This is a genomic window from Effusibacillus lacus (assembly GCF_002335525.1).
Lineage (GTDB): Bacteria > Bacillota > Bacilli > Tumebacillales > Effusibacillaceae > Effusibacillus > Effusibacillus lacus.
Map to the genome: position 1 here is coordinate 23,542 of NZ_BDUF01000014.1, position 22,032 is coordinate 45,573.

A 22,032-nucleotide genomic window follows, 5' to 3' on the forward strand; every position below is an offset into this window, starting at 1 on the left:
GATCTTATTTCGAAACTTCACTTGTACCGGCTGTCTGTTTGCTTCCTTCACCGTATCCGCGATCTCCGGGAGGCAATTCTGTAATCTTTACGTCTTCGTATTTGAGAACGGGTTTGTCTGAGCCTTTGGGCCAGTATGCCAGCGTGCGCTTCAGCCAGTTGACATCATCCCGCTGCGGGAAATCCTCCCGGTAATGGCTGCCGCGGCTTTCCTGGCGTGCCAGTGCTCCTGCCGCAATCAAATAGGCAAGCTTCACCATGCCATTGATTCTTAGTGCGGATGCCAGTTCCGGGTTCGGACCCTGCCCGTTGCTTCTGAGCCCGACATGAAGAGATCTGTGATAGAGTTCGTCCAGCTTGTTGACCGCTTTCTCCAACGCTTCCCCGGTACGGAAGATGCCCACATTCTCCATCAGGGTGTTCTCCATTTCCCTGCGGATTTCGTAGACGTTCTCCTTACCGTTGGTGCAGTTCAACAGATTGTGGATACGCTCTTCCTGTTCTCTGACATGTTCTTGTATCAGAGTAGTTGATACGTTAATAGAAGCGTCCTTGGTGTATATGGCTACCTGCTTGCCGACGATCATACCTGCCACGATGGTCTCCGCAAGAGAGTTGCCGCCCAGCCGGTTAAATCCGTGCAGGTCCCAGCAAGCCGCTTCGCCAACTGCAAACAATCCTTCCAACCCGTATGCCATGCCGTTGATATCGGTCCTGACTCCGCCCATACTGTAATGTTGGGTGGGCCGGACCGGTATCAGTTCATGGACCGGGTCGATGCCCGCGAAATTCCTGCAAATGTTCGCAATTTCACGTAGATTGGTGTTAATATGACGCTCCCCCAGATGACGGATATCCAGCCAGAGGTGAGCCCCATAAGGACTGTCAACTCCGAATCCCTTTCGAATGTGCTGTGTCATTCGTCTGGAGACCACATCACGGGATGCCAGTTCTTTCTTGGCAGGTTCGTAATCAGGCATGAAGCGGTGCAGGTTTTTGTCCAGCAGATAACCGCCGTCTCCCCGCGCCCCCTCTGTAACCAGAATCCATGTGGGGACAATTCCTGTCGGATGGAATTGCACCGCTTCCATGTTGCCAAGAGGTACAATTCCTGTGTTGAGTGCAATGAACATGCCGCTTCCTTCATTGATGATCGCATTGGTGGAAGCGCCATATAAACGGCCATAACCGCCGGTGGCAATAACCGTCGATTTGGCTAGATATACCCGAAGCTTGCCTGTTCTCAGGCAACGTACCACCGCACCGCTGCACCGGGTATCGTCATGAATGAGCGAAATCGCTTCCACCCGGTCATGCACAGTTATGCCAAGTTTCACCACCACACTGTCCATGGCATATTGCAAGCAGTGCCCGGTGCCATCCGAAACATAACAGGTTCTCCATTTTGCCGTTCCGCCAAAGTTGCGGGCGGTAATCAGACCTTCTTTGTCCGGATCATCATAGATCTCGGTTCCATCAGGCAACACTTTCTTGCCTGCCGTAACCCGGTTCCAGGGAACCCCCCAATGAGCCATTTGCCTTACAGCAATAGGTGCCGTTTCCGCAAACAGGCGGGCAACATCCTGATCACACCCCCAGTCAGAGCCTTTTACCGTATCGGCAAAATGCACGTCAGGGTTGTCCCCCGCTCCTTTGGCGCTGTTGGCAAGTGAGGCCTGCATTCCACCCTGCGCCGCCGTGCTGTGTGACCGCCGTGGCGGCACAAGACTCAGGATGATGACCGAATGACCGTGTTCCGCCGCTTCAATCGCAGCCCGTTCTCCTGCCAATCCTGCTCCGACAATCAGAACATCCGTTGTAAAAACGTCGTAGCTGCTCATAGTGAACCTCCCAACATCCACAGTGTTCCAATGGTGACAAGACCGATGGCCAGGAAGATGATCGTTGCAAAACCGAGCACTCTCTTGGCGGTCTGCCGTTTGATCCAACCCCACTTGATGGCTGCACGATACAGACCTATGCTTGCATGGTATTCCCCCAGAAACAGCAAAGCGAGATAAAACCACAAGAAGGGGGAGTGCATTCTGTCTGAACTAAGGTCGGCGCTGATGCCGCCATAAACTACGACAAACACGTGGATCGTAGCAAGAATCAGAATCGCAGCACCGGATACTACCTGAAACAACCATGACCAGGTGTCGCCGTGCTTGATTGTTTTCGCATGTTGCCATATGATTTTCTGATCTCGCCAACGCCCTGGAATTCTCCTCAGCACAGCTCCAACATGGGCGGTAAAAGCAATGATAATGAAAACGACTGCGGCCGGAAGCAAGTAATACTCTTCCATAAAAGCGGCCAACTTGTTGAAAGCGCTGACTCCCAACAGAATGGAGCCCACGAATACCATGTGGGTCCAAAGGAAAAATGCCAAACTTACTCCGCTTACCAACTGGATGATGTCTGCCACAAGTTCCAGTTTCGATGAAGTCACATACGTTTTTTGCAATTCCGTCGATCTTTGCAGTTCCATCCGGTCCCCTCCTATCCTAACTGTTTGTAATCTGGATCCAGCAGCAGATCGTATTTGGGCAGATAGATCTTGCCGCATTGGGTGCATACCCATACCGGGACTTTCAATTCGTATTCGTCATCTTTTCCATGCAAGTATTCGATTCGGTAGTCCAATCTCAACTCTTTATTGCAGCATTCCGATACCTCCATTCCGCTCCCCTCCTAGTCAAATATCGAAACGGGATTTCAATGGTTTGATTAATAAAAGCCTATGAACCAAACACTGCGGAATATTATTGATATGGCAGGAAAACTTGCAACGAAATTAACAGGAACGTTATTCAGGAAAAGAAGCAAGGATTATGAAAGCGGTTTCAATTGGCCGCATGAATCACATCAAAGGAAGAAGGAAAGTGCCCATGAATGTTGTGTCCGAAAAAAATAGTCAGGAGTTGAATCTTCGATGTAGGGAAATTTGGTGTGCAATGAACGTTCTGAGAAGAAGTGTGCATTTGACGGTACTGTGAGTATGCCGCGAAAATGAGGGAGTATTAACAAGACGTTTGATAGAAATTTGGAGTTCTTACTTCTATACTATCCCAACCCATTCTGTCTTTCAAGGACAAGTAAGGAAATTAAAACCATTCTAAAAGCGCCCTTTTGACTAAGGGCGCTCACTCGTTGACACTATACGATTGCCGGTCGAAAGATCAAATTTTCTTTGATAAATTTGATGGACTGCCGATTGAACTCTTCCGGTTGGTCTACATTGCATACATGGCCCGAATTGCGAATCAACACCAGTTTAGAGAATCTCTTTCTCTCCACAATCGCTTCCACCGTTGGCAGGAACATATAGTCCTCTTCACCCATCAGATAAAGAGTCGGAATCGGCAACTCCTTCTCCCGCAGATTCCGCAGGAAAGGATTGATGTTAAGAGTCAGCTTGAACCAACGCTTGAATTCCTTCTGGCAGAGCTTCTTCGCTTCGTTGACAAACAGCAGGCGGGATTTCCTGTGGTTCTTCCTCGGCATGATCACCCAGGCAAACAGCCGGTACAGCCACATATATGGAATAATATGCTTGGTCATATTGCCAAGGGCAATCAGAATTTGCGATCGGACATTGAGTTTGGTTACCGCCCCGCCCAGGATCATGGAACGGATCCGTTCCGGGCAAAGTTCGGCCAGGGTCTGGATGACGATGGTTCCCAGGGAGATCCCGACAAAATGGGCAGATTTTATCTTAAGGTGATCGAGGACTTCAATCACATCCTTGCTTACTTCATGAAACGAATATCGACTGAGTTTCCGCTTGACGTTTTTGGACTTGCCATGACCGCGGAGGTCAAGCAGCAAGATGTTGAAATGTTCCTTGAACTGACGGATCTGCTTGTACCAGATTGCAGAGCTTCCGCCCGCACCGTGGACAAAGATGACCCAGTCATGAGTTTTACCCAATTCATACGTTTTGTAATGCAGCAACTGACATTCCTCCCAAGCTACATTATATCCGCATGACGGGTTTTAGTAATTTTAAAACAATTACTTAATTACCGGTTCTGGCGGTATTCATAAGCCATCAATCTGGTTTATCCTTTATTCTCTCTGAATATCGCCAAGAATTGCCGCCAATTCAGCTGTTTCCTTCCGTTTCCCCTCCGGTCAAGGTTTACAAAACCTGGAAGCAGAAAACCCTTGTCAGGCGAAAGTCCCATGACAAGGGTTTCTACTTCCGATCAGGATTGGACCAATTCGGACACGCACTCCTCCGAACAGTATCCCTGATGCTTCTCTTCACATTCGGGGCATACAATATGCTGCAGGTGACACAGATCGTTGGCGCAGTTAATGTATTTCTCCGCCGGAACGCCGCAGTGATGGCACTTCCCGACCACCGACGGATCCACCTGATTGATTGGCACCGAGATCCGATTGTCAAATACGTAACACTTGCCGTCAAACATTTGGCCCTTGACTTCCGGATCCTTCCCGTAGGCGACGATGCCCCCGTGCAGTTGATACACGTCTGTGAGCCCTTCCTTCAATAGCACGCCAGACAGAACTTCACAACGAATGCCGCCGGTGCAGTAAGTCAAAACCTTCTTGCCTTTGAACCGATCGAGATTGTTGCGGATCCACTCGGGAAATTCCCGGGTGGTCTTCACTTCAGGGCGAATCGCTCCCCGGAAGTGGCCAAGATCATACTCATAATCATTGCGGCCATCAATAATCACCACGTCTTCCTGCTGCATCAGTTCGTACCATTCTTTCGGCGTCAAATGCTTCCCTGTCGTTTCATTCGGATCGATTTTCTCATCCAGGCGCCAAGTCACCAATTCCTTTCTCGGCCGCACAAACATTTTCCTGAAAGCGTGGTCGTCTGCTTCGTCAATTTTGAACCACAAATCCGCGAACCGGGGATCTTTGTGCATTTCTTCCATGTATTTTTCCGTCTGCTCGACAGTTCCCGAGACAGTCCCGTTTATTCCTTCTTCCGCCACCAGAATCCGGCCCCGCAGTCCCAACTCTTTGCAGAACTGAAGGTGTTGTTCCGCAAAACCCACGGGATCCTCGATGTGAACATATTTATAGAAGAGCAGGACTCGATAGGGTTTTTGACCGCTCATAACGACACCACCTTTGAATCATTATCAAGTTGGTATTTTACCACAAGTTTGATTGATTTGCTTTGGGGATGCCGCACAATCCGTTTTTTCGTCCCGGAATATCCCCTTTATGATATAATTGCCAAAAAAACGATTGTATAAAGGGGACTTGTTCTGTGAGCGAATCAAACTTTAAACTGGATCCCGGAGTCATCCAGAAAGCGGTCGGGGCCATGGCCAGCGGGGACATGCTGTCCCTGATGAAACTGCTCCCCATTCAGAGGGAACGACATGAGGATTGGTATGTGATGTCCCTTCCACTGCTGCCTTTCTTTATGAATCCGCTAGGCATTGTACATGGAGGGATTACAGCCGTGCTGCTGGATTCAGCCATGGGGTGGAGCATTGCGGAGGAAACGGGGAAACAGGTGGTTACCCTGCAGATGAACGTAAACTACATAGCACCGGGCAAAGGAAAAGTTCTGAAGGTGTTTGCGCGACCGACCCATACCGGCAGAGCTACAGCGGTAGCGGAAGCTTACATGGAGAACGAAACGGGCAAACGAATTGCCCAGAGTACCGGTACCTTCTACTATACCGGAGAACCGGCCATCCGACTCGAAGAACAGACATAACCAGTCCCCTTATAGGGCTGGCTCTGCCCACTCAGCTTGTACAGCAATTTGCTGATCCCCCTGGGCTCAAGACCGGAGCGTTTCATTCAGGATTTCTACCATCCTGCGCAGCGCTTTCTTCCTTCCCCGGATCTTCTCAAGAGGAATCAGTCTGCCTTCTTCCACATGCAGGATTGGTTTGATATTCAGGATTTCCCCAACAAATGCCTGAATTCGGCTGACTCTGCCGCCCCTGGACAGATATTCCAGGTTGTCCACGGTAAAGATATGTTCCATATGAGCAGCATAAAATTTCGCTGCTTGCATTTGGTATCCACAATCTCCAGATCAAACTCCGGATAGGTCTCCAACAACTGATTTCGGGCCATGACAAGGTGAAGTGTGTCTGCGGGAACAGGAAGGCCGACCTGAATCAGGTCGGCCGCTTCTATATATTCGATTATCAATTAGCGGGTGCCCGCCAGAGCCTGTTCAGCGAATTTCACAAGACGCTTGGTAATTTCTCCACCTACAGAACCATTCGCACGGGAAGTTTGATCTGCACCGAGTTGAACACCAAACTCTTGTGCAATTTCATACTTCATTTGATCCAGAGCCTGTGCTGCACCTTGGGCTACATAATTGTTTCTGTTATTGTTGTCTGCCATTGTATGAACCTCCTTTTCAGTGGTGTATGCTTATGATGCTCATACTGCAGACAGATATGACTTGCAAATTATGGTCGCCCCGCCAAAGACAAGATGCCTTCGCCCTTGCGCATAATGTCGTAGGGTTGCACCGGACGATCCACTTTCAATTTCACCCGCTGCAAAGGGCGGTTTGCGTCTACAAGCGCAGCTCCCTCCTCGTCCCATATAGCGGTGACCACTTGCTTGAAATTTTCCCGCTTGGGACCGAAGAATTCCACTTCCTGCCCAACGGAAAAACGGGTCCGTTGTTCAATTGTCGCGATCCCTGCGGTCTCATCATAATCAAGCACCAGACCGGCAAATTCATACTTTGCCATTTTGGGAGGCAATCCATAGATTTGATCACCAGCCGTCGGGGCACCATAATAAAAAGCAGTGGTAATGGGACGGTTCGCCGCTTTCAGAATCTCATCCATCCACTCTGGCCGGAAACGAAATTCCTTCGGGTTCTCGCAATACGCGTCAATCACCCTGCGGTAGGCATTCACCACTGTTGCCACATAGTGCGCCGTTTTCATCCGGCCTTCAATCTTCAGGCTGTCAACGCCCGCTTCGATCATCTCGGGAACATGCTCAATCATGCACAGATCCTTGGAGCTCATCGTGAATGCATCATCACCCTCCGCAAAAAGGGGCAGTTCGTCCGTTTGCTCTTCCACTTCTTCAAACAGATCGTACTGCCAGCGGCAGGATTGGGCGCAGCCCCCGCGGTTGGCGTCCCGATTGGTCATATGGTTGGACAGTACACAGCGTCCCGAATAGGATATGCACATGGCTCCGTGGATAAACGCTTCGATTTCCACGCTGACATTCTGTTTGATTTCACGGATTTCCTGCAAGGATACTTCCCTGGCGAGGACAATTCGCTTGATACCTTCGTCAGCCCAGAACTTGACAGCCTGCCAGTTAGTGGTAGACGCTTGGGTGCTTAAATGAATCTCCAGATCAGGTGCCGCTTGTCTGCATACGTCAATGATGGCGGGATCGGCAATGATCACCGCATCGATTCCGATGTCGTACAGTGTGCGGAAGTACTCCTCCATGCCTGCAAAATCATCGTTGTGAGCAATAATATTGGCTGCCACAAATACTTTTGCACCGTGGGCATGGGAGAATTCCACGCCTTCCCGCATGTCCTCACAAGAGAAGTTGCCCGCTTTTGAACGAAGACCAAATCTCTGCCCGCCGATGTATACCGCATCCGCCCCGTACAGGACGGCGAATTTCAATTTCTCCAAATTGCCTGCGGGGGCCAACAGTTCCGGTTTCCTCACAAGATCAACCTCCTGTCTTCCCTAGTAGATTTGTTCCCTGAAGTAAAACCCCGTCCCCAAGGGCCTGTCGGGCGGTTGAATGCTTCTTAGCTCCGCCAGCCACCCAGGGTGTATCCCGGCGTTCGGGTTGTCTGCCAAACAGTCAATGGCCTTGCGGTACAGAGACACCACCGCCGCATTATAGTCAGCCGTTTTCAGCAATCCCTCGATCTTAAAGGAATCAATCCCCGCCGTCAAAAAAGGGCCCAAATGCTCAAGCATGCAAATGTCTTCTGCACTGAGAATATGCGTCCCGTGCCGGTCTTCAAAAATTGGATAACGCTCTTCCGATCGGTTCTTTTCCTTGAGAAACATATGGCGATTCCGGCTCCGGTTCCCCTCTTCCGCCATTCGTCCCTGGTGCTGCATGTAATTGCCGACCAGTTCCCGCCTGGAATGGAAAATGCAGGTGGCGCCGTGAACCTGCACCTGCACTTCGATTTTGGTATTTTGTTTGATGTACAGCACTTCTTCCATGGACAACTCTCGGGCAAGGATAGCCCTCGCAACGCCCCTGCCTGCCCAATAGTTGACAGTTCGGTAGTTGGTGGAGGTAGTCTCCGTATTCCAGTGGAGTTTCAGTTTGGAAGCTGCAAGGCGAGAGGCCATCAAGACCGCCGGGTCTCCAAATACGATTGCGTCCACGCCTGCCTCATTCAACTGCCGGATGTAGTCATTCAGTTCCGGCAAACTATCGTTATGCAGCAATGCGTTTATGGACACGTATACTTTGGCCTGAAAGTGTCTGGCTAACGCTACCGCGTCCCGGATGTCCGGCAGCTCAAAGCTCCCAGGCATCCGCAACGCATACCTTTCATGGCCTATACTGATCGCATCAGCTCCCGCCTGAAGCATCCGTTCCGCTTCTTGCAGGTCGCCTGCCGTTACCAGCAGTTCCGTTTTTTTGCCCATGAGTGTCACTTCTTTCCAAATGACAATTGCTAAATTTACACTTGTAGGAATTTATGATTTTTTAGAAGTTGAAGTTGTCCGGATCGGGTCCGATCCGTCTGTTCTGATTCAACCCGTCCAGCCTTAGCATATCTTCCGGCGTCAGTTCGAAATCAAAGATACCTGAGTTTTCCCGGATCCGTTCTTCGCGAACCGATTTGGGAATCGTCACCACTTCGTGCTGCAAATCCCATCGCAGCACGATCTGTGCGGGGGTTTTCCCGTACTTGCCGGCCATATCGGTTACAGTCGGATGGTTCAACAATTCGCCTCGCATCAGCGGACTCCAGGCCTCCAGTTGAATCTGCTGGGATTCGCAATACTGATGCAGCTCTTTCTGGGTCAGGAACGGGTGGTATTCCACCTGATTGACCATCGGCTTGACTTCACATTCCTTTATTATATCCTGCAGGTGATGGATCTGGAAGTTGCTGACGCCAATCGCCCGGACATAGCCCTCTTTGTACAGTTTCTCAAGAGCTTTCCAGGTCTCTATGTATTTGCCCCGAACCGGCCAATGCACCAGATACAGGTCAATGTAGTCAAACCCGAGACGTCTCCGGCTTGCTTCAAAAGCTTGCAAGGTCGTCTCATAACCCTGGTCGGAGTTCCAGACTTTTGTGGTAACAAAGATGTCTTCCCGTGTGAGACCCGATTCCCTGACGGCCTGTCCCACACCTTCTTCGTTTCCGTACATGGCTGCGGTGTCAACGCTTCTGTATCCCAGACTGATTGCCGTTGTCACGGCACGTATTACTTCTTCTCCATCTTGGGTTTTGTATACACCCAGCCCCAGCCACGGCATCTGCACCCCATTCCGCAAAACCGTGCAATCCGTAATCTGTTTCATGATTCCCTCATTCCTTTCCTCCTTGTTTATTTTACCGTCACTACCTGTCCGCCGGTTAACTTGACAAGCTGCTCCGGGTTTAATTGAAACACCGTCTTTGGATGCCCCTCCTCATTTTCGTGTCTGTCCCCTATTATAACTTACAATAGGATCGTTGGCCTCTGTTCTCAAAAATAACGGATTCCCAGTCTTCTAACTTTAAGAAATCGGAAAAGGTTTCTGAATTAGAGGATTTTCAGTCCCCTATTCCCATCTTAGTAACCACCAACACCAAAGTTTACTCAAATAAGAGAATCGAAAATCCGTTTATTTTCTACCTGAGCTGCCGGATCGTGAACCCGGCAGACCCGGTGATCCAACAGTGGCCATGTTCCCGCTCACAAAAGGCAAACACCCTGTTCATTCCTTTCCGGAACAAACAGGGTGGCAGATCCTTGCCTGTTGATTCATTATTCGTCTCCGTTGGTACAGCAGCGAATTGTGTCAATCTTGTTGTCGTATTCAGTGCCGCAAATCCGGCAGGTCAGTTCGTCGGTGTACTGTTTCAGGTCTCGGAAGATCACGATCTTGCCCTGGCTGGAATCCACATGAAACCGGCCCTCCCCGTTTTTCCTGATGGTGTAGAGCATATCTCCAAAGACAAACTTCGTCCCTTCCATTGCTTCGTCCGGCAGCCCCATCTCCCGATTCTTCTCAATCCACTTGTTTACCAGTTCCAGTCCGGTTGTCATATTTTCCCTCTCCCTCTTTTTTGATTTATTGTATTATAACAGATTGAATTTTACAATACTATTATATAATAAACTCAAAAAATGTTGCATACCCAACCACCGTGTCAACCGGTAGTTGATTTTTCAGTGAAAACTCTTTCCCTGCAGATGTATCAGGTTCATAATGGAAGTATAAAGACAGAGCATGCACAAACAGGTGGAGTCATTATCATTCTGCAGTAAGGGGGAGGTAACATGGCAACGACAAAGGAAGTCAAGACCATCTGCGGGTATTGCGGCACCGGATGCGGCTTGGTCCTTGAGGTAAGCGACAATCAGATTGTCAGAGTGAGAGGAGACAAGGAAGCGCCCGTCAACAAGGGGCAAACCTGTGTCAAAGGAGCATTTGCCTACAAATATGTGCATGCACCCGAACGTCTGAAGCAACCTCTGCTCCGGAAAGAGGGAAAGTTGACACCCGTTTCCTGGAGCGAAGCGCTGGATGTCATTGCACAAAGACTGGCTGACCTGAAATCTGCCTGGGGCCCGGACTCGATTGCCATGTTTGCCTGTGCCCGGGCTACCAACGAGACCAACTATGTGACCCAGAAGTTCATGCGGGCGGCAATCGGCAGCAATAACATCGACGGCTGCAACCGGACTTGACACGCTCCCAGCGTCGCCGGTCTGGCGACTGTATTTGGCAGCGGGTTCCCAACCGGAACCCTGGACGATTTTGACGAGGCGGATGTGCTGCTGTTGATGGGTTCCAACACCACGGAAGCCCATCCCATCATTGCAAACCGGATCAAGAACGCGGTCAAAAAAGGACTGCAGATGATCGTTATCGACCCGCGTGAGATTGAGATGGCCAAGTTTGCGTCTTCTTATCTGCAGATCAAGGTAGGATCCGACATCGCCCTGATGAACGGAATGCTCCATGTGATCATTAAGGAAGGATTGTTCGATCCCTCTTTTGTCCGGCGCACCAGTACCGGATTTGAAGACTTAAAAAAGAAGGTGGAGCCCTACACGCCCGAATATGCCGCATCCATCACCGGCCTTACTCCGGAACAGATCATTTCCACTGCCCGGACATATGCTCGTGCGCAAAATGCGATGATTGCTTACACATTGGGAATAACCGAGCACCATTGCGGAGTCAACAACGTGTTTGATATTGCCAACCTGGCCCTGCTCACGGGGCACATCGGCCGGAGGGGAAATGGAATCCTCCCCCTGCGGGGGCAGAATAATGTGCAAGGTGCCGGTGACATGGGGTGTCTGCCCAACCAACTGCCTGGCGCTTTCAGCCTTGCCAACGACGAGTACCGTTCCCGCTTCGAAAAAGCCTGGAATGTCAGGCTCAATCCGATGGCAGGGGCCACCCAGACCCGCATATTTGAAAAGATGGAAAGCGGTGAGATAAAAGCTCTCTATATCATAGGCGAAAATCCGCTGCTGGCCGATGTGCACATGAACCACACCCACAAGCTGTTGAAAAATCTGGATTTGCTCGTGGTGCAGGACATCTTCCTGACCGAGACGGCCCGGATGGCCGACGTGGTTCTTCCTGCCCGTTCCTGGGGAGAAGTGGAGGGAACTTACACCAATACGGAACGTCGTGTTCAACGGGTTCGGAAAGCGGTCGAACCGGGTCCCTCTACACGGGATGATTGGGATATCCTTTGTGACCTCTCCACCCGTTTGGGTTATCCGATGCAGTATCGCAGCAGTGAAGAGATTTGGGAGGAAGTGCGGCAGCTGGCTCCCGAAATGTATGGAGGCATGTCCTACTCCCGGCTTGATCGGGAGGGAGGTTTGTGTTATCCTTGTCCTTCTCTCGACCACCCCGGCACAACTTGTCTGCATGAACGATTCCACAAACCGGCTTTGGAAGGCCCGGCAGCCCCGTTTATTCCGGTGGATTACACGCCGCCCGCGGAGGTTCCCGATGAGGAGTATCCTTTTATGCTCACGACGGGAAGGCGGTATGAATTGTACAATACCCACACCCAGACCCGCTATTATGCGGATGGTGTGAAACTGAAGCAGACAGAGGAAACTTTGGACATCCATCCAACGGATGCGGCTTCCTTGGGTATCGGAGATGGAGATCGGGTAGAGGTAAGTTCCCGTCGCGGCAAAGTGTCGGTCACAGCCAAACTTACTGACCGGATGCAGCCAGGCCTGGTATTTATGAGTTTTCACTGGGCGGATGTACCGACCAACGTTTTGACCATCAACGAATATGACCCCATATCCGGTACAGCCGAATTTAAAGCTTGCGCGGTGAAGATTGCACCCGCCACCCTTTTGGCTGAGTGAATGAGTGCCCTCTCTTTCAAAGTGAGGGCCGTTTAGTTCCTATAGAATCAAGCCCGACCCGATTTCTTGATTCCCACCGTCCAACGCCCAAGCGGCAGTCGGCTCAACACGACCGTCAACCCTATGGAAAGAAAAGAACACAGGGCAAACGCCAGAAGGGTTTGCAATGTCAGGTTTATTGCCGGCAGCAGGTGCTTGAGCACGAGGCCGCAGATGTCCAAGACCAGGGCATGAATGAGATAAGCTCCGTAGGAGTACTCCCCCAATTTATGAAGAATCCGTTTGGCGACAGGCGCTGCGTGTCGTGATATTTGTATGGACAGCCAGTAGACAGCAGGCATGGAAATGATTAGAAACATGGCCATCTTGGGCCGGATCAGGAACGTGTCGTTAAAGTTCATCTTGAAGAAGGGCACCACTTGAAATCCGCTTATCACTTTGTGCAAGAAATAGGAGAAGAAAGCCAAGAAAGTCAACAACACCGGCGTTTTGTACCTGGTTACCCATCCTCGCCAGTGCTCGATGGACAGCCCTGCCGCCGCTCCCAAGACAAAATAGTAAAAGAAATAAACAAAGTTGCGGTCTGCAAAATCGGTGAACCAGGCTGTAAACACAGGGATCTTGAGACGATCTATCCTCTCGTGGATCACATAAACCTCGGACGTAACATAGATAAAAACGGCTCCGGATACCAATAGAGCTGCATAGGCCGCAAACTTTGTCCGGAGCCTCTCCTTGACCTTCGTGATGAGCAGTCGAAAGAGTGGAAACAAAAGGTAAAACTGAAAGATCATTGCCACAAACCAGAGATGGTAGAAGGCTTGTCCCGTAAAAATCTGGACAAAGAGCAACTTCATGCTCTTCAGAAGATTCCCTTGGATGCCATGGTAAAGCAGAAAGTAGACCAGCGACCACACCGCATAGGGAACGATAATGTCCTGGAACCGCTTTCGCATGAACTCCCCGTAATGCAGCTTGCCTTCATAATTGTAGAACAACACAAGTCCGGTGATAAACACAAACAGGGGAACGGCAAACTTGACGGCCAGCAGCAGAATGGCCAGCTCCACGCCATCAGCCAGCTGTGCCTGCGGCAAAGCCGCAAAGTAAGCAATCGCGTGCTGCATCACTACCGCAAGAAACGCAATGCCCCGCAAATACCCAATCTCTTCGATTCTGGCTTTCTTCATGGTGTCAGCCCCCTAGCCTTGCAGTGACCACGCTCTCCCACCACTATACCAGAAACTGGTGAAAGCAAATCACCTTTTGTAGAACAGCCAGAGCGCTAAAGCCAGAAACAGAATTCCGGCGATCCGTTTCCCGTCAATAGGAATCTGCCGCCCGCCAAACAACTGGAAATGGTCAATTACTGTGCTGGCAAAAATCTGGCCGGTTATAACGCAAACCAATGCAGTAGCCACACCGATTTTCGGAACCACAAGCACCATCATGAAAATGTTAATACGTTGAAAAGCCGAAGACACTGAGTGCCTTCGGCCAGCGGTCATTTCTTTGGAACTTCGAAAGAACTTTTCAGGGATACAATCAGATTGAACACCAATTGATCACTGGTGGTATCCTTGGGATCCACATTAAAATACCCGTGGCGGAAGAATTGGAATTTGTCATGGGGTTTGGCATCTTTCATATTTGGCTCGACAAACCCTTGAAGCACTTCCAGAGAATTGGGGTTTACCAATTCCAGGAAATCCTTCTCTTCTCCGTCCGTATCATCCAGCAACAGGGGTTCATACAATCGGAGCTCGGCCGGAACCGCATGTTGGGCCTCCACCCAGTGGATCGTACCTTTGACTTTGCGGCCGGAAAATCCGCTTCCGCTCTTGGTCTCGGGATCGTAGGTACAGTGCAGTTCAACGACGTTGCCCTGTTCATCCTTGATCACTTCATTGCACTTGATGAAATAAGCGTGTTTCAGCCGGACTTCATTTCCCGGGAACAGCCGGAAATATTTGGGCGGCGGGTTCTCCATGAAGTCGTCCTGTTCAATATAGATTTCCCTGGAGAAGGGAATCTGTCTTACCCCCATTTCGGGATTTTCCGGATTGATCTCCGCTTCCAGCATTTCGACTTTCCCTTCCGGGTAATTGGTGATAACTACCTTCAAGGGCCTTAAAACCGCCATGGTTCGAGGTGCCTTCAGCTTCAGATCCTCACGTGCAAAGTGCTCAAGCATCTGGGTATCCACAACGCCCGATCCTTTGGAAACACCCAATTCCCGAATGAAATTGCGAATGGATTCCGGCGTATAGCCTCTCCGTCGCAAGCCGGAAACGGTAGGCATCCGGGGGTCGTCCCACCCGTCCACATACTTTTCGTCCACCAACTGCTTCAGCTTTCTCTTGCTCATGACCGTGTTGGTAAGGTTTAAGCGGCCAAACTCATACTGGCGCGGGACATGCTCCATTTCGCACTCTTGGATTACCCAATCGTAAAGGGGACGGTGGTCCTCAAACTCCAGGGTGCACAGAGAATGGGTGACGCCTTCGATCGCGTCTTCCAATGGATGGGCAAAATCATACATTGGGTAGATGCACCATTTGTCACCCGTGTTGTGGTGGGTGGCGTGAGCAATTCGGTAAAGAACGGGATCCCGCATGTTGATATTGGGAGAAGCCATGTCAATTTTGGCTCGCAGCACTTTCTCCCCGTCCTTGAATTCCCCTTTCCGCATCCGTTCGAACAAGTCCAGATTTTCCTCAACCGTTCGATTGCGGTAAGGGCTTTCTTTACCCGGTTCCGTCAAGGTTCCTCGCATCTCCCGGATTTCTTCTGCCGAGAGATCGTCCACGTATGCCTTGCCTTTCTTGATTAACAGAACGGCCCTATTGTACATTTCCTCGAAGTAATCGGACGCGAAAAACAATCCGTCCCATTCAAATCCAAGCCATCTGACGTCTTCCTTGATGGATTCCACGTATTCGACGTCTTCCTTTAATGGGTTTGTGTCATCAAACCGCAGATGGGTCCTGCCGTTAAATTCGTCCGCCAATTCAAAATTGAGGCAGATTGACCTGGCATGACCGATATGTAAATATCCGTTTGGTTCCGGCGGAAAACGGGTGACGATTTGATCGACCTTTCCCGTTTTCAGATCTTCGATCACAATGTTTCGAATAAAATTGGAACTTGCATTCTCCATCCTATCAACCCTTCTCGCTTGATCGCGGGAGCGGGAGGACGCCGTGTCCCCAGACCCTTCTCAATCCATAATACTGTCAATGTATCAGGAGTTCAACATCTGCCTATTGTTCCTACGTTTAACAAATCTTTCGGAATGGGTACAAGGCCTTTTCTATATAGTTTCCGTAGAGGGGAGGGGCTCGCTTGAACGATTACGTTAGCGCATTTTACAAGGAACAGATCAAACCGCCCGAACCGCCCAAACTTCCGTCCTATTGCTCTGCTTGCGGCAAGAAACAGATGGAAGGATACTTGTTTTGCCATGTTTGCGGCACCACACATGAAGAGTCCCCGCCCCTTGCCTATGAACCCCGCATCACAAACCCCAACAGCCTGAGCAATCTGCTGATAGTGGTTGCTTTCAGCCTGATTGGCATTGGTGCTTACAGCTACGACAAGCACTCGGACAACTACCTGACCCAATTGTACAGCGCCTTAAATACCCCGGTGCAACCTTCTTCTGTTCAGCCATCACCCGATACCCCTCGTCAGGAACAACACCTGCCCGACATACAATTCTACGCAAAAACCCAATATGATATGGAACGCACCAAAGATTTTCTATTGATTGGATCAGGTGCCCTGGCAGGTTTGATTGCAGCTGCCGCCAGAAGAGATTAAAAATCTAAAGGCCACCCGATTGGATGGCCTTGGCTGTTTCTTATGCCTGTTGACTGACCCCTGACTTTTCCGTGAATTCTACAGTCTTTGCCATCTTGAGAACCCCATACAGCGCCAATAGAATCGAGATTGCACCAAACCATAGCACCATTTGATGGAAGCCGATGGTGTCAAGGAACAACCCTGTTCCCAACAGAATCACCTGAAAGAGGACACGGTCAAACATGTTACGGAAGGAGAAAAATCGGCCATGGTACTCTTTCGGAACCCTGGTTTGAAGGATGGTGGCTGAGATCGGAAAGAAACAACCCGCCCCGATTCCGAACAGTCCGAATGACACCAGTGACATGACCTTGCTGTCGGCAAAATACAGGGACAAATGAGAGCAGGCAATTACGATCGCGATGGCGAACAGCAGCTTCAGCAGGTTGCGCCCTTCAGACAGTCGCTTGACCAGTAAGGCGGCAATGATAAAGCTGGTTCCTTCGACCGCATACAGTAACCCTTTGATTTGGGGATCGTTCTGCATCTCGCTGATATTGATGACCATCAGATTAAAGCCGCCAATGAACAGCATGGGAACGATTGACAAGGCCAGTATAACGATGGCAATAGGCAATCCCCTCAGCACCGGAATAACATCCTTAAAGCTGCTTTTGTTTTGCTTTTGATGCCCCGCACCGGCATTCTCATCTTCCTTCACATCGAGGAAGAAGGTGGATATCAGCAGCAGAACATAGGCAACAAGGGAAGCGGTATAAAGAGAATACAGGCTCATCACAGCCAACATGAGACCGGCCAAAGCGGTCCCCAGAATCCTTGAGACAGTAGTGACGTTCATATAAACTCCATTGATGGAGAGCAGATCTTTCTCCGATACGATCATCGGCAGCAGTGCTTGCAGGGTCGGCATGGAGAAGGCTGCAGCGATTTGAAGCAGGATGGCAAACAGAACCATCCACCATACGGATTCATAATAGAGAGCCAGAAACATAAATCCGACACTGACCATGCGCAGAATCCCGGAGAAGAGGAGGACCGACTTTTTGCTCCGGGTATCAATGATCCTTCCGGCTGCAGGTCCCACCAATACACCTGCCAACAGACCCACGAATAAGATGAGGGATTTCATGAAATCGGAGGGCACATGCTGCTGCATGAACTCCAGGTTGGCAATAATGGACGTCCACAGACCCAAGCCGGTTATGAACTCCCCGGCCAGCACAATCCAAACGTTTCGATTTTTCCACATAGAATGCTTCTCCCATCTGGCGCAATTGCAGCTCTACAGATAAATATATTGATTCACTATACCGCTCCCTTAAATTTCAAGGTGTGGTCTTTGTATCTTGCGCACTCTTACCGTCTCTCCATCCACTGCGTGAACAACTCAAAGTCCTGCTCCACCTGGTTGGCGTACGACAGTGCCCATTGGGAGATGGTCGCACAGAAAGCGTCCAAATCTTCCCCCATGGCTGACAGGATCTCTTGCTCACTGTGATATGACAACACTCCGTTTTCAATGTCTGCGTCTGCCCTTGCATGCAGTTTGGCCGTGATCTGTCCCATGTATCCCAGGACGGTAACGAGATCTTCCATTCTCTCTATAGACTCCAGTTTCAGCCTCTTCTTGTAGGGGGAGCGCTCTCGCACATAGAATTCCCTTTCCTCCAAGGTCAGGTAGCCCAGGAAGGGATCTGCCTCATGATGCATGGCCCGCTGGGTCATGATCACCCGTTTCCCTTGATGGCTGTAGTGATCCCAGAAAAGCTCATTGTAAGGCATGAAATAGGCGGGAATTGGAACTCTTACTTCTTTCACTTCGAGAACGATGTCATCCATGCCATGGGCTTCGGTTCCCCCCTCAATCAGTGCATAGAATCTGTCGAGGCCAATGGAGGCAGTTCCGGAACCATGTTTGACTGCTATGTCCTTGATGCGGTAGTAGGTTGCAGTTTCCCGATCCGGGTCTTCCAAGCTGTCAATATAGGCAGGCCAGGCGGACAGCAGCAGTTCCCTTTCCTCAGGGCTTGCCGGTTGAATTTCGTCTGAAGGGGAAAACTGCCGGGTTCCTTCCAACAATGCCGTTACTTTCTCGAGAAAGTGATGTTTTTTCTTTTTTTCCAGTTTCTTCAGGAGTTTTCTTATCTGACCTTCTGTGTTTTCTTCCGTCAATACAAACGAGGCGGGATCCTCTTTGCCTCTGGCAAACCGCCGGATCTGTTTGTGGTAGGCCTTCAGGTAGGCGGTAATGGCATCTGTTTGATCTGAAACCGGAAACCCCTTGAGTCGGCACACCAGGGCAATGCTGACAGACATCCGCATCAAATCGTACAGGTACGAACCCAGGTACCCTTCGTCAAAATCGTTTACGTCAAAAACAAGGGCTCCTTTGCCGTTGTGAAACGCCCCGAAATTCTCAAAATGCAGATCACCCTGAATCCAGGTGGGACGGTCCGGCCGTGTATGATAAGGAAGCCATTCGCGCGTGGCATCGAAGTAAAACAGGTAGGCGCTTCCCCGGAAGAAGGAGAACGGGTTCCCCGACATCTTCCTGTATTTTTCCCCGCGCTTCTCTTCATCCAGTTGCATAATCTGCCCGTCAAACTCGTCAAACACGGTGACCAGCGCCTGCATGCGCAGATTTTTTTGCGTTTGTTTCACACGCTCCCCCAAACGAGTTCCCATAGTTTCAACTTCTCCCCCGTTCAGCCATTCTTTACCTTGCACTAAGTATACTACAGTTCCTTACTCCCCTTCGGTCACCAGCTGCTCTTTGTTCCCGTGAGCCCGGTGATTAAACAGCGGCACCATGAGCAGCACGCCGATAAAGAACAGCAGGCCCGCCCCCGCATATACATTCACAAGTGAAAAAGTGGCCTTGAGCCAACCGGCCATGCTCATCATAGTTACCATCGCTCCCATAAAGAGCGGATTGAGCACCCCGTTCACCCGCCCCACAAACGCTTCCTCCGTATTTTGCAGGATCAGCGTGTTCACCCCGATATGGATGCAGGGAAAGAAGAGGCCGCTTAAGAACTGCAAAGACAGTGTCAGCTTCAAACTGGTGGACAGTCCGACGCCGACAACGGAAATGGAACTGACCAAAAGCCCAATTGCCAGCAGCTTCGAGGGTGCGATCTTCTTTGCGGCACCCATTACCAGCCCGCCGCCAATCAGCATCGCCGCACCGTTGACCATCATCAGCCACTGCACATGCTCCTTCGGCAGCCCCAGCCGCTCCATTACTACAAAGATCATAAGCGGTTGAATAATGCCCACCGCGAAGCCAGCGACAAGAAACGTCCCGCCCAGCCACTTCAGCACCTTGCTTTGCCAGACATACTGGAACCCATCGGTCAGTTCACGCCAGAAATCCGTTTGGTGTTCCGGTTTCTCTCCGGTTTGATCGGGCGGCAGAAATGTCAGCACTCCGGCCGAAAGCAAAAACGCCACTCCCATGACCCCGACAGCAATTCCGATTCCATATGTTTGATAAACGAAGGTGCCAAGCACCGGCCCGATAATCATGAAAATGGCCATCAGGGTTTGGAATAGGGCCATTCCCATTTGCAACTGCTCGGCCGGTACGTGGGTTTTGAATAATTTCATGGCCGAAGGTTGCGAAAACTGCGAAAGAATGGCCGAAACCAGGGTTACAAGAAAGACCGCTTGCCATACTCCATAAAGGATCGTAAGCAGCACAATAAACACTGACACCGAACTCAACAAATCAGACCAGACCATGGTTCGCTTCGGCCGCCAGCGATCCGCATAGGTGCCGCCAATAACGGAAAACAAAAAAATCGGGGCAAACTCAACAACGGATATCAGAGATACGAAGAACGGGTCATTGCCGGTCTGCTCCATTACATACAGTAAGATAGCGAAGTTTCGTACCCAAATGCCGATTTGCAGAAAAATACCCGAGAGCATTATAGCCTGAACAAACCGATTGCGAAAAAAGCCTGCCGCCGCAGGCGCAGTTATGGACATCTCTTCCACCCCTAGCGTTCATCAACCCATGCGTTGATTGTATCCTTTTCATTGTATGGCAGCAAATATTCTTTATAATCATGGCACCATCTTTTTTCAAGTGGGGGATGGCACACTTCCCGGTGATTGGAAGCACGCCGACTGTGGTACAATGGTTTCCGAAAGGGGTGCTGCCTTGATGCAGGAAGAGCAAGTCCATTCAAACAGATTCCCGACACGCGCCAGGGAAGAATTGCATTATGCTGTGAAACAATTTTCCAAGTTTCTGATTATCCTGATTGTATCGGCCATTCTCGTATACCTGGCTCATTTCTTCTCCAACGGTCTGGCTGTCATGTTTGCCGTGATCGGCTTCTTTCTGCTGCTGATCACCGGCACTTATTCGGTTGGACATTTGGTAAGGTTCTTTATCTTTATGGCTCGAAAGCAATAAACCGTGCTGCCGTATTCGTCACAGCCGAACCTCCACCGGTTTCCCTATTACGATATCATTCGTTGTGACAATTGAATCATAGGCCAACAGTTGGACTCCACGTTGCGAAGCCACTCTTAACGCGTTTGCAAACTCGGGGTCCATCTCACTGTGTGGCGTAAAGCAGTGAACGCCTATCATTTGGATCAGAAAGAGGATCGTCCCCTGATAGCCGTTCTCCACCGCCTCCATCATTTCATAAATGTGACGGGTTCCCCTTACGGTCGGTGCGTCCGGAAAGAGGGCGACTCCCTCTTTTTCAAGCGTCACGCCCTTCACTTCGATAAACCCTTTTTTTGACTTCGTCTCATAATAAAGGTCAAATCGGGAGTTACCGTACTTAACCTCTTTTCTTACATGTTCAGCCGGTCCAATCTCACGAACGGCACCGGTGGTCAGCGCTTCATATACAACCGGATTGGGAACCTGGGAGTCAATGTTGACCAGCGTTTCACCTTTGTACACCCCAATCAGGGAAAAAGGGGTCTTGCGCTCAGGGTTGCCGGATTGCTCCAACAGCACCTCAGCACCAGGGATCAACAGTTCTTTCAATCGCCCCGTATTTTTGACATGGACGATTTGTTCGGCACCCTCCAGCCATACATGTGCAAGAAAGCGGTTCACCCTTTTTATGAACTTGCCAGTGATTACATGGTGGTATTTCATTGCTTCACCTCGGGTGTTGATAAACCAAAGGGCTGTACCAAAAGCAGGTTTGTCTACTTTGTACAGCCCCCTTATAGCATTTATGACTTTGAATCCTTTAGTCAACAAACAAATCGGAAGACAGATACCGTTCGCCGGTGTCAGGCGCGATGCTCAGAACTCTTGCATCTGCAGGCAACTCTTTGGCAATCTGCACCGCGAAGTGAACGGATGCAGCCCCGGAAGCCCCAACCAGGATGCCTTCTTCCGCCCCCAAACGGCGAGCCATCGTCTGTGCATCCTCGTCCCTGATATGCAGGATCTTGTCGTAAATCTCCCTGTTCAGGATCCGCGGCACAAATCCGGGACCGGTTCCGGGAATCTTGTGGGGACCCGGTTGCCCCCCTGCCAACACAGGAGAGCCCGCCGGTTCCACCACATAGATCTTCAGCCCGGGTATCTTCTTCTTCAGTTCTTCCCCCACACCCGTGACCGTTCCGCCGGTACCCGCAGTCAGAACAAGCGCATCCAGCTTCCCGTC

Annotated in this window: 22 protein-coding genes and 2 pseudogenes; 5 read left to right on the plus strand and 19 right to left on the minus strand. The window is 50.4% G+C overall.

Translation table 11 applies throughout. The features are described 5' to 3' along the window. Positions 1–4: 4 nt before the first annotated feature. The 5 genes from EFBL_RS03470 to trhO all read right to left on the minus strand — a co-directional run bounded on the left by EFBL_RS03470 (position 5) and on the right by trhO (position 5,101). On the minus strand, positions 5–1,840 hold the full coding sequence (locus EFBL_RS03470) for a fumarate reductase flavoprotein subunit (protein WP_096180748.1): 1,836 nt from the start codon (positions 1,838–1,840) through the stop codon (positions 5–7). Continuing rightward, positions 1,837–2,490: a succinate dehydrogenase/fumarate reductase transmembrane subunit gene (locus tag EFBL_RS03475; RefSeq protein WP_096180749.1), complete on the minus strand. Its 654-nt coding sequence runs from the start codon at positions 2,488–2,490 to the stop codon at positions 1,837–1,839. The genes EFBL_RS03470 and EFBL_RS03475 overlap by 4 nt, the downstream gene beginning before the upstream one ends. Before the next feature lie 11 nt (positions 2,491–2,501). Then, positions 2,502–2,681: a YgiT-type zinc finger protein gene (locus EFBL_RS03480; protein ID WP_096180750.1), complete on the minus strand. Its 180-nt coding sequence runs from the start codon at positions 2,679–2,681 to the stop codon at positions 2,502–2,504. A gap of 477 nt (positions 2,682–3,158) precedes the next feature. Continuing rightward, entirely contained in the window at positions 3,159–3,956 is a 798-nt protein-coding gene (locus EFBL_RS03485) for an alpha/beta fold hydrolase (RefSeq protein ID WP_096180751.1), read from the minus strand. Between the two features lie 254 nt (positions 3,957–4,210). After that, positions 4,211–5,101 carry an oxygen-dependent tRNA uridine(34) hydroxylase TrhO gene (gene trhO / locus EFBL_RS03490; protein ID WP_096180752.1) on the minus strand — a complete coding sequence of 297 codons (891 nt, stop codon included), beginning with the start codon at positions 5,099–5,101 and terminating at the stop codon, positions 4,211–4,213. Between the two features lie 155 nt (positions 5,102–5,256). Between trhO and EFBL_RS03495 the strand changes: the two genes are divergently transcribed. Next, a complete protein-coding gene (locus EFBL_RS03495; RefSeq protein ID WP_231705672.1) occupies positions 5,257–5,715 on the plus strand; it encodes a PaaI family thioesterase in 459 nt (152 codons plus the stop codon). An 81-nt stretch (positions 5,716–5,796) separates the two neighbouring features. Here the strand turns inward: EFBL_RS03495 and EFBL_RS03500 are convergent. The 6 genes and pseudogenes from EFBL_RS03500 to EFBL_RS03520 all read right to left on the minus strand — a co-directional run. Continuing rightward, positions 5,797–6,003 (minus strand): annotated as a pseudogene (locus EFBL_RS03500) (DegV family protein); the annotation flags it as partial. Between the two features lie 158 nt (positions 6,004–6,161). After that, positions 6,162–6,362 carry an alpha/beta-type small acid-soluble spore protein gene (locus tag EFBL_RS03505; RefSeq protein ID WP_096180753.1) on the minus strand — a complete coding sequence of 67 codons (201 nt, stop codon included), beginning with the start codon at positions 6,360–6,362 and terminating at the stop codon, positions 6,162–6,164. 68 nt (positions 6,363–6,430) lie between these two features. After that, the gene (locus EFBL_RS20435) at positions 6,431–7,678 is read right to left on the minus strand and encodes a peptidase U32 family protein (RefSeq protein WP_165912522.1); all 1,248 of its coding nucleotides are present in this window, start codon (positions 7,676–7,678) and stop codon (positions 6,431–6,433) included. 21 nt (positions 7,679–7,699) lie between these two features. Then, complete coding sequence (locus EFBL_RS20440; protein WP_165912523.1) at positions 7,700–8,629, minus strand: peptidase U32 family protein; 930 nt, start codon at positions 8,627–8,629, stop codon at positions 7,700–7,702. 61 nt (positions 8,630–8,690) lie between these two features. Continuing rightward, positions 8,691–9,518, minus strand: coding sequence for an aldo/keto reductase (locus tag EFBL_RS03515; RefSeq protein WP_096180754.1), 828 nt, complete (start codon positions 9,516–9,518; stop codon positions 8,691–8,693). A gap of 449 nt (positions 9,519–9,967) precedes the next feature. Next, positions 9,968–10,249 (minus strand): hypothetical protein, encoded by a 282-nt coding sequence (locus EFBL_RS03520; RefSeq protein WP_096180755.1) that lies wholly within the window; start codon positions 10,247–10,249, stop codon positions 9,968–9,970. Between the two features lie 234 nt (positions 10,250–10,483). On the opposite strand from EFBL_RS03520, the pseudogene EFBL_RS21790 reads away from it, so the two are divergent. Both EFBL_RS21790 and fdhF read left to right on the plus strand, forming a co-directional pair. After that, positions 10,484–10,642 (plus strand): annotated as a pseudogene (locus EFBL_RS21790) (hypothetical protein); the annotation flags it as partial. Positions 10,643–10,648: 6 nt separating this feature from the next. Next, positions 10,649–12,556, plus strand: coding sequence for a formate dehydrogenase subunit alpha (fdhF, locus tag EFBL_RS21795; protein WP_341769640.1), 1,908 nt, complete (start codon positions 10,649–10,651; stop codon positions 12,554–12,556). Positions 12,557–12,603: 47 nt separating this feature from the next. On the opposite strand, the gene EFBL_RS03530 is transcribed toward fdhF, so the two are convergent. From EFBL_RS03530 to EFBL_RS03540, 3 genes are all read right to left on the minus strand, one after another. Beyond that, positions 12,604–13,746 carry an acyltransferase gene (locus tag EFBL_RS03530; protein ID WP_096180757.1) on the minus strand — a complete coding sequence of 381 codons (1,143 nt, stop codon included), beginning with the start codon at positions 13,744–13,746 and terminating at the stop codon, positions 12,604–12,606. A 69-nt stretch (positions 13,747–13,815) separates the two neighbouring features. Beyond that, the gene (locus tag EFBL_RS03535) at positions 13,816–14,040 is read right to left on the minus strand and encodes a DMT family transporter (RefSeq protein WP_165912524.1); all 225 of its coding nucleotides are present in this window, start codon (positions 14,038–14,040) and stop codon (positions 13,816–13,818) included. A 20-nt stretch (positions 14,041–14,060) separates the two neighbouring features. Beyond that, entirely contained in the window at positions 14,061–15,716 is a 1,656-nt protein-coding gene (locus EFBL_RS03540) for a glutamine--tRNA ligase/YqeY domain fusion protein (RefSeq protein ID WP_096180759.1), read from the minus strand. A gap of 185 nt (positions 15,717–15,901) precedes the next feature. Between EFBL_RS03540 and EFBL_RS03545 the strand changes: the two genes are divergently transcribed. Then, positions 15,902–16,378: a hypothetical protein gene (locus EFBL_RS03545; protein WP_096180760.1), complete on the plus strand. Its 477-nt coding sequence runs from the start codon at positions 15,902–15,904 to the stop codon at positions 16,376–16,378. A gap of 40 nt (positions 16,379–16,418) precedes the next feature. Here the strand turns inward: EFBL_RS03545 and EFBL_RS03550 are convergent, their stop codons facing one another. The 3 genes from EFBL_RS03550 to EFBL_RS03560 all read right to left on the minus strand — a co-directional run bounded on the left by EFBL_RS03550 (position 16,419) and on the right by EFBL_RS03560 (position 20,374). Further along, entirely contained in the window at positions 16,419–17,630 is a 1,212-nt protein-coding gene (locus EFBL_RS03550; protein ID WP_096180761.1) for an MFS transporter, read from the minus strand. 107 nt (positions 17,631–17,737) lie between these two features. After that, complete coding sequence (locus tag EFBL_RS03555) at positions 17,738–19,066, minus strand: DUF2252 domain-containing protein (protein ID WP_096180762.1); 1,329 nt, start codon at positions 19,064–19,066, stop codon at positions 17,738–17,740. 60 nt (positions 19,067–19,126) lie between these two features. Beyond that, positions 19,127–20,374: an MFS transporter gene (locus tag EFBL_RS03560; RefSeq protein WP_096180763.1), complete on the minus strand. Its 1,248-nt coding sequence runs from the start codon at positions 20,372–20,374 to the stop codon at positions 19,127–19,129. Between the two features lie 178 nt (positions 20,375–20,552). On the opposite strand from EFBL_RS03560, the gene EFBL_RS03565 reads away from it, so the two are divergent. Beyond that, entirely contained in the window at positions 20,553–20,807 is a 255-nt protein-coding gene (locus tag EFBL_RS03565) for a hypothetical protein (protein WP_096180764.1), read from the plus strand. An 18-nt stretch (positions 20,808–20,825) separates the two neighbouring features. Here EFBL_RS03565 and sfsA read toward each other — a convergent pair whose 3' ends face one another. Next, entirely contained in the window at positions 20,826–21,512 is a 687-nt protein-coding gene (sfsA, locus tag EFBL_RS03570) for a DNA/RNA nuclease SfsA (RefSeq protein WP_096180765.1), read from the minus strand. Between the two features lie 97 nt (positions 21,513–21,609). Beyond that, a partial coding sequence (locus EFBL_RS21095) for a pyridoxal-phosphate dependent enzyme (RefSeq protein ID WP_231705673.1) occupies positions 21,610–22,032 on the minus strand: 423 nt, incomplete at its 5' end.

Bases quoted from the DNA above. Each gene is read 5' to 3' on its own strand.
- EFBL_RS03470 (WP_096180748.1), bottom strand. From the start codon at position 1,840: ATGAGCAGCTACGACGTTTTTACAACGGATGTTCTGATTGTCGGAGCA.
- EFBL_RS03475 (WP_096180749.1), bottom strand. From the start codon at position 2,490: ATGGAACTGCAAAGATCGACGGAATTGCAAAAAACGTATGTGACTTCA.
- EFBL_RS03480 (WP_096180750.1), bottom strand. From the start codon at position 2,681: ATGGAGGTATCGGAATGCTGCAATAAAGAGTTGAGATTGGACTACCGA.
- trhO (WP_096180752.1), bottom strand. From the start codon at position 5,101: ATGAGCGGTCAAAAACCCTATCGAGTCCTGCTCTTCTATAAATATGTT.
- EFBL_RS03505 (WP_096180753.1), bottom strand. From the start codon at position 6,362: ATGGCAGACAACAATAACAGAAACAATTATGTAGCCCAAGGTGCAGCA.
- EFBL_RS20440 (WP_165912523.1), bottom strand. From the start codon at position 8,629: ATGGGCAAAAAAACGGAACTGCTGGTAACGGCAGGCGACCTGCAAGAA.
- EFBL_RS03515 (WP_096180754.1), bottom strand. From the start codon at position 9,518: ATGAAACAGATTACGGATTGCACGGTTTTGCGGAATGGGGTGCAGATG.
- EFBL_RS03520 (WP_096180755.1), bottom strand. From the start codon at position 10,249: ATGACAACCGGACTGGAACTGGTAAACAAGTGGATTGAGAAGAATCGG.
- EFBL_RS03530 (WP_096180757.1), bottom strand. From the start codon at position 13,746: ATGAAGAAAGCCAGAATCGAAGAGATTGGGTATTTGCGGGGCATTGCG.
- EFBL_RS03540 (WP_096180759.1), bottom strand. From the start codon at position 15,716: ATGGAGAATGCAAGTTCCAATTTTATTCGAAACATTGTGATCGAAGAT.
- EFBL_RS03550 (WP_096180761.1), bottom strand. From the start codon at position 17,630: ATGTGGAAAAATCGAAACGTTTGGATTGTGCTGGCCGGGGAGTTCATA.
- EFBL_RS03555 (WP_096180762.1), bottom strand. From the start codon at position 19,066: ATGGGAACTCGTTTGGGGGAGCGTGTGAAACAAACGCAAAAAAATCTG.
- EFBL_RS03560 (WP_096180763.1), bottom strand. From the start codon at position 20,374: ATGTCCATAACTGCGCCTGCGGCGGCAGGCTTTTTTCGCAATCGGTTT.
- EFBL_RS03565 (WP_096180764.1), top strand. From the start codon at position 20,553: ATGCAGGAAGAGCAAGTCCATTCAAACAGATTCCCGACACGCGCCAGG.
- sfsA (WP_096180765.1), bottom strand. From the start codon at position 21,512: ATGAAATACCACCATGTAATCACTGGCAAGTTCATAAAAAGGGTGAAC.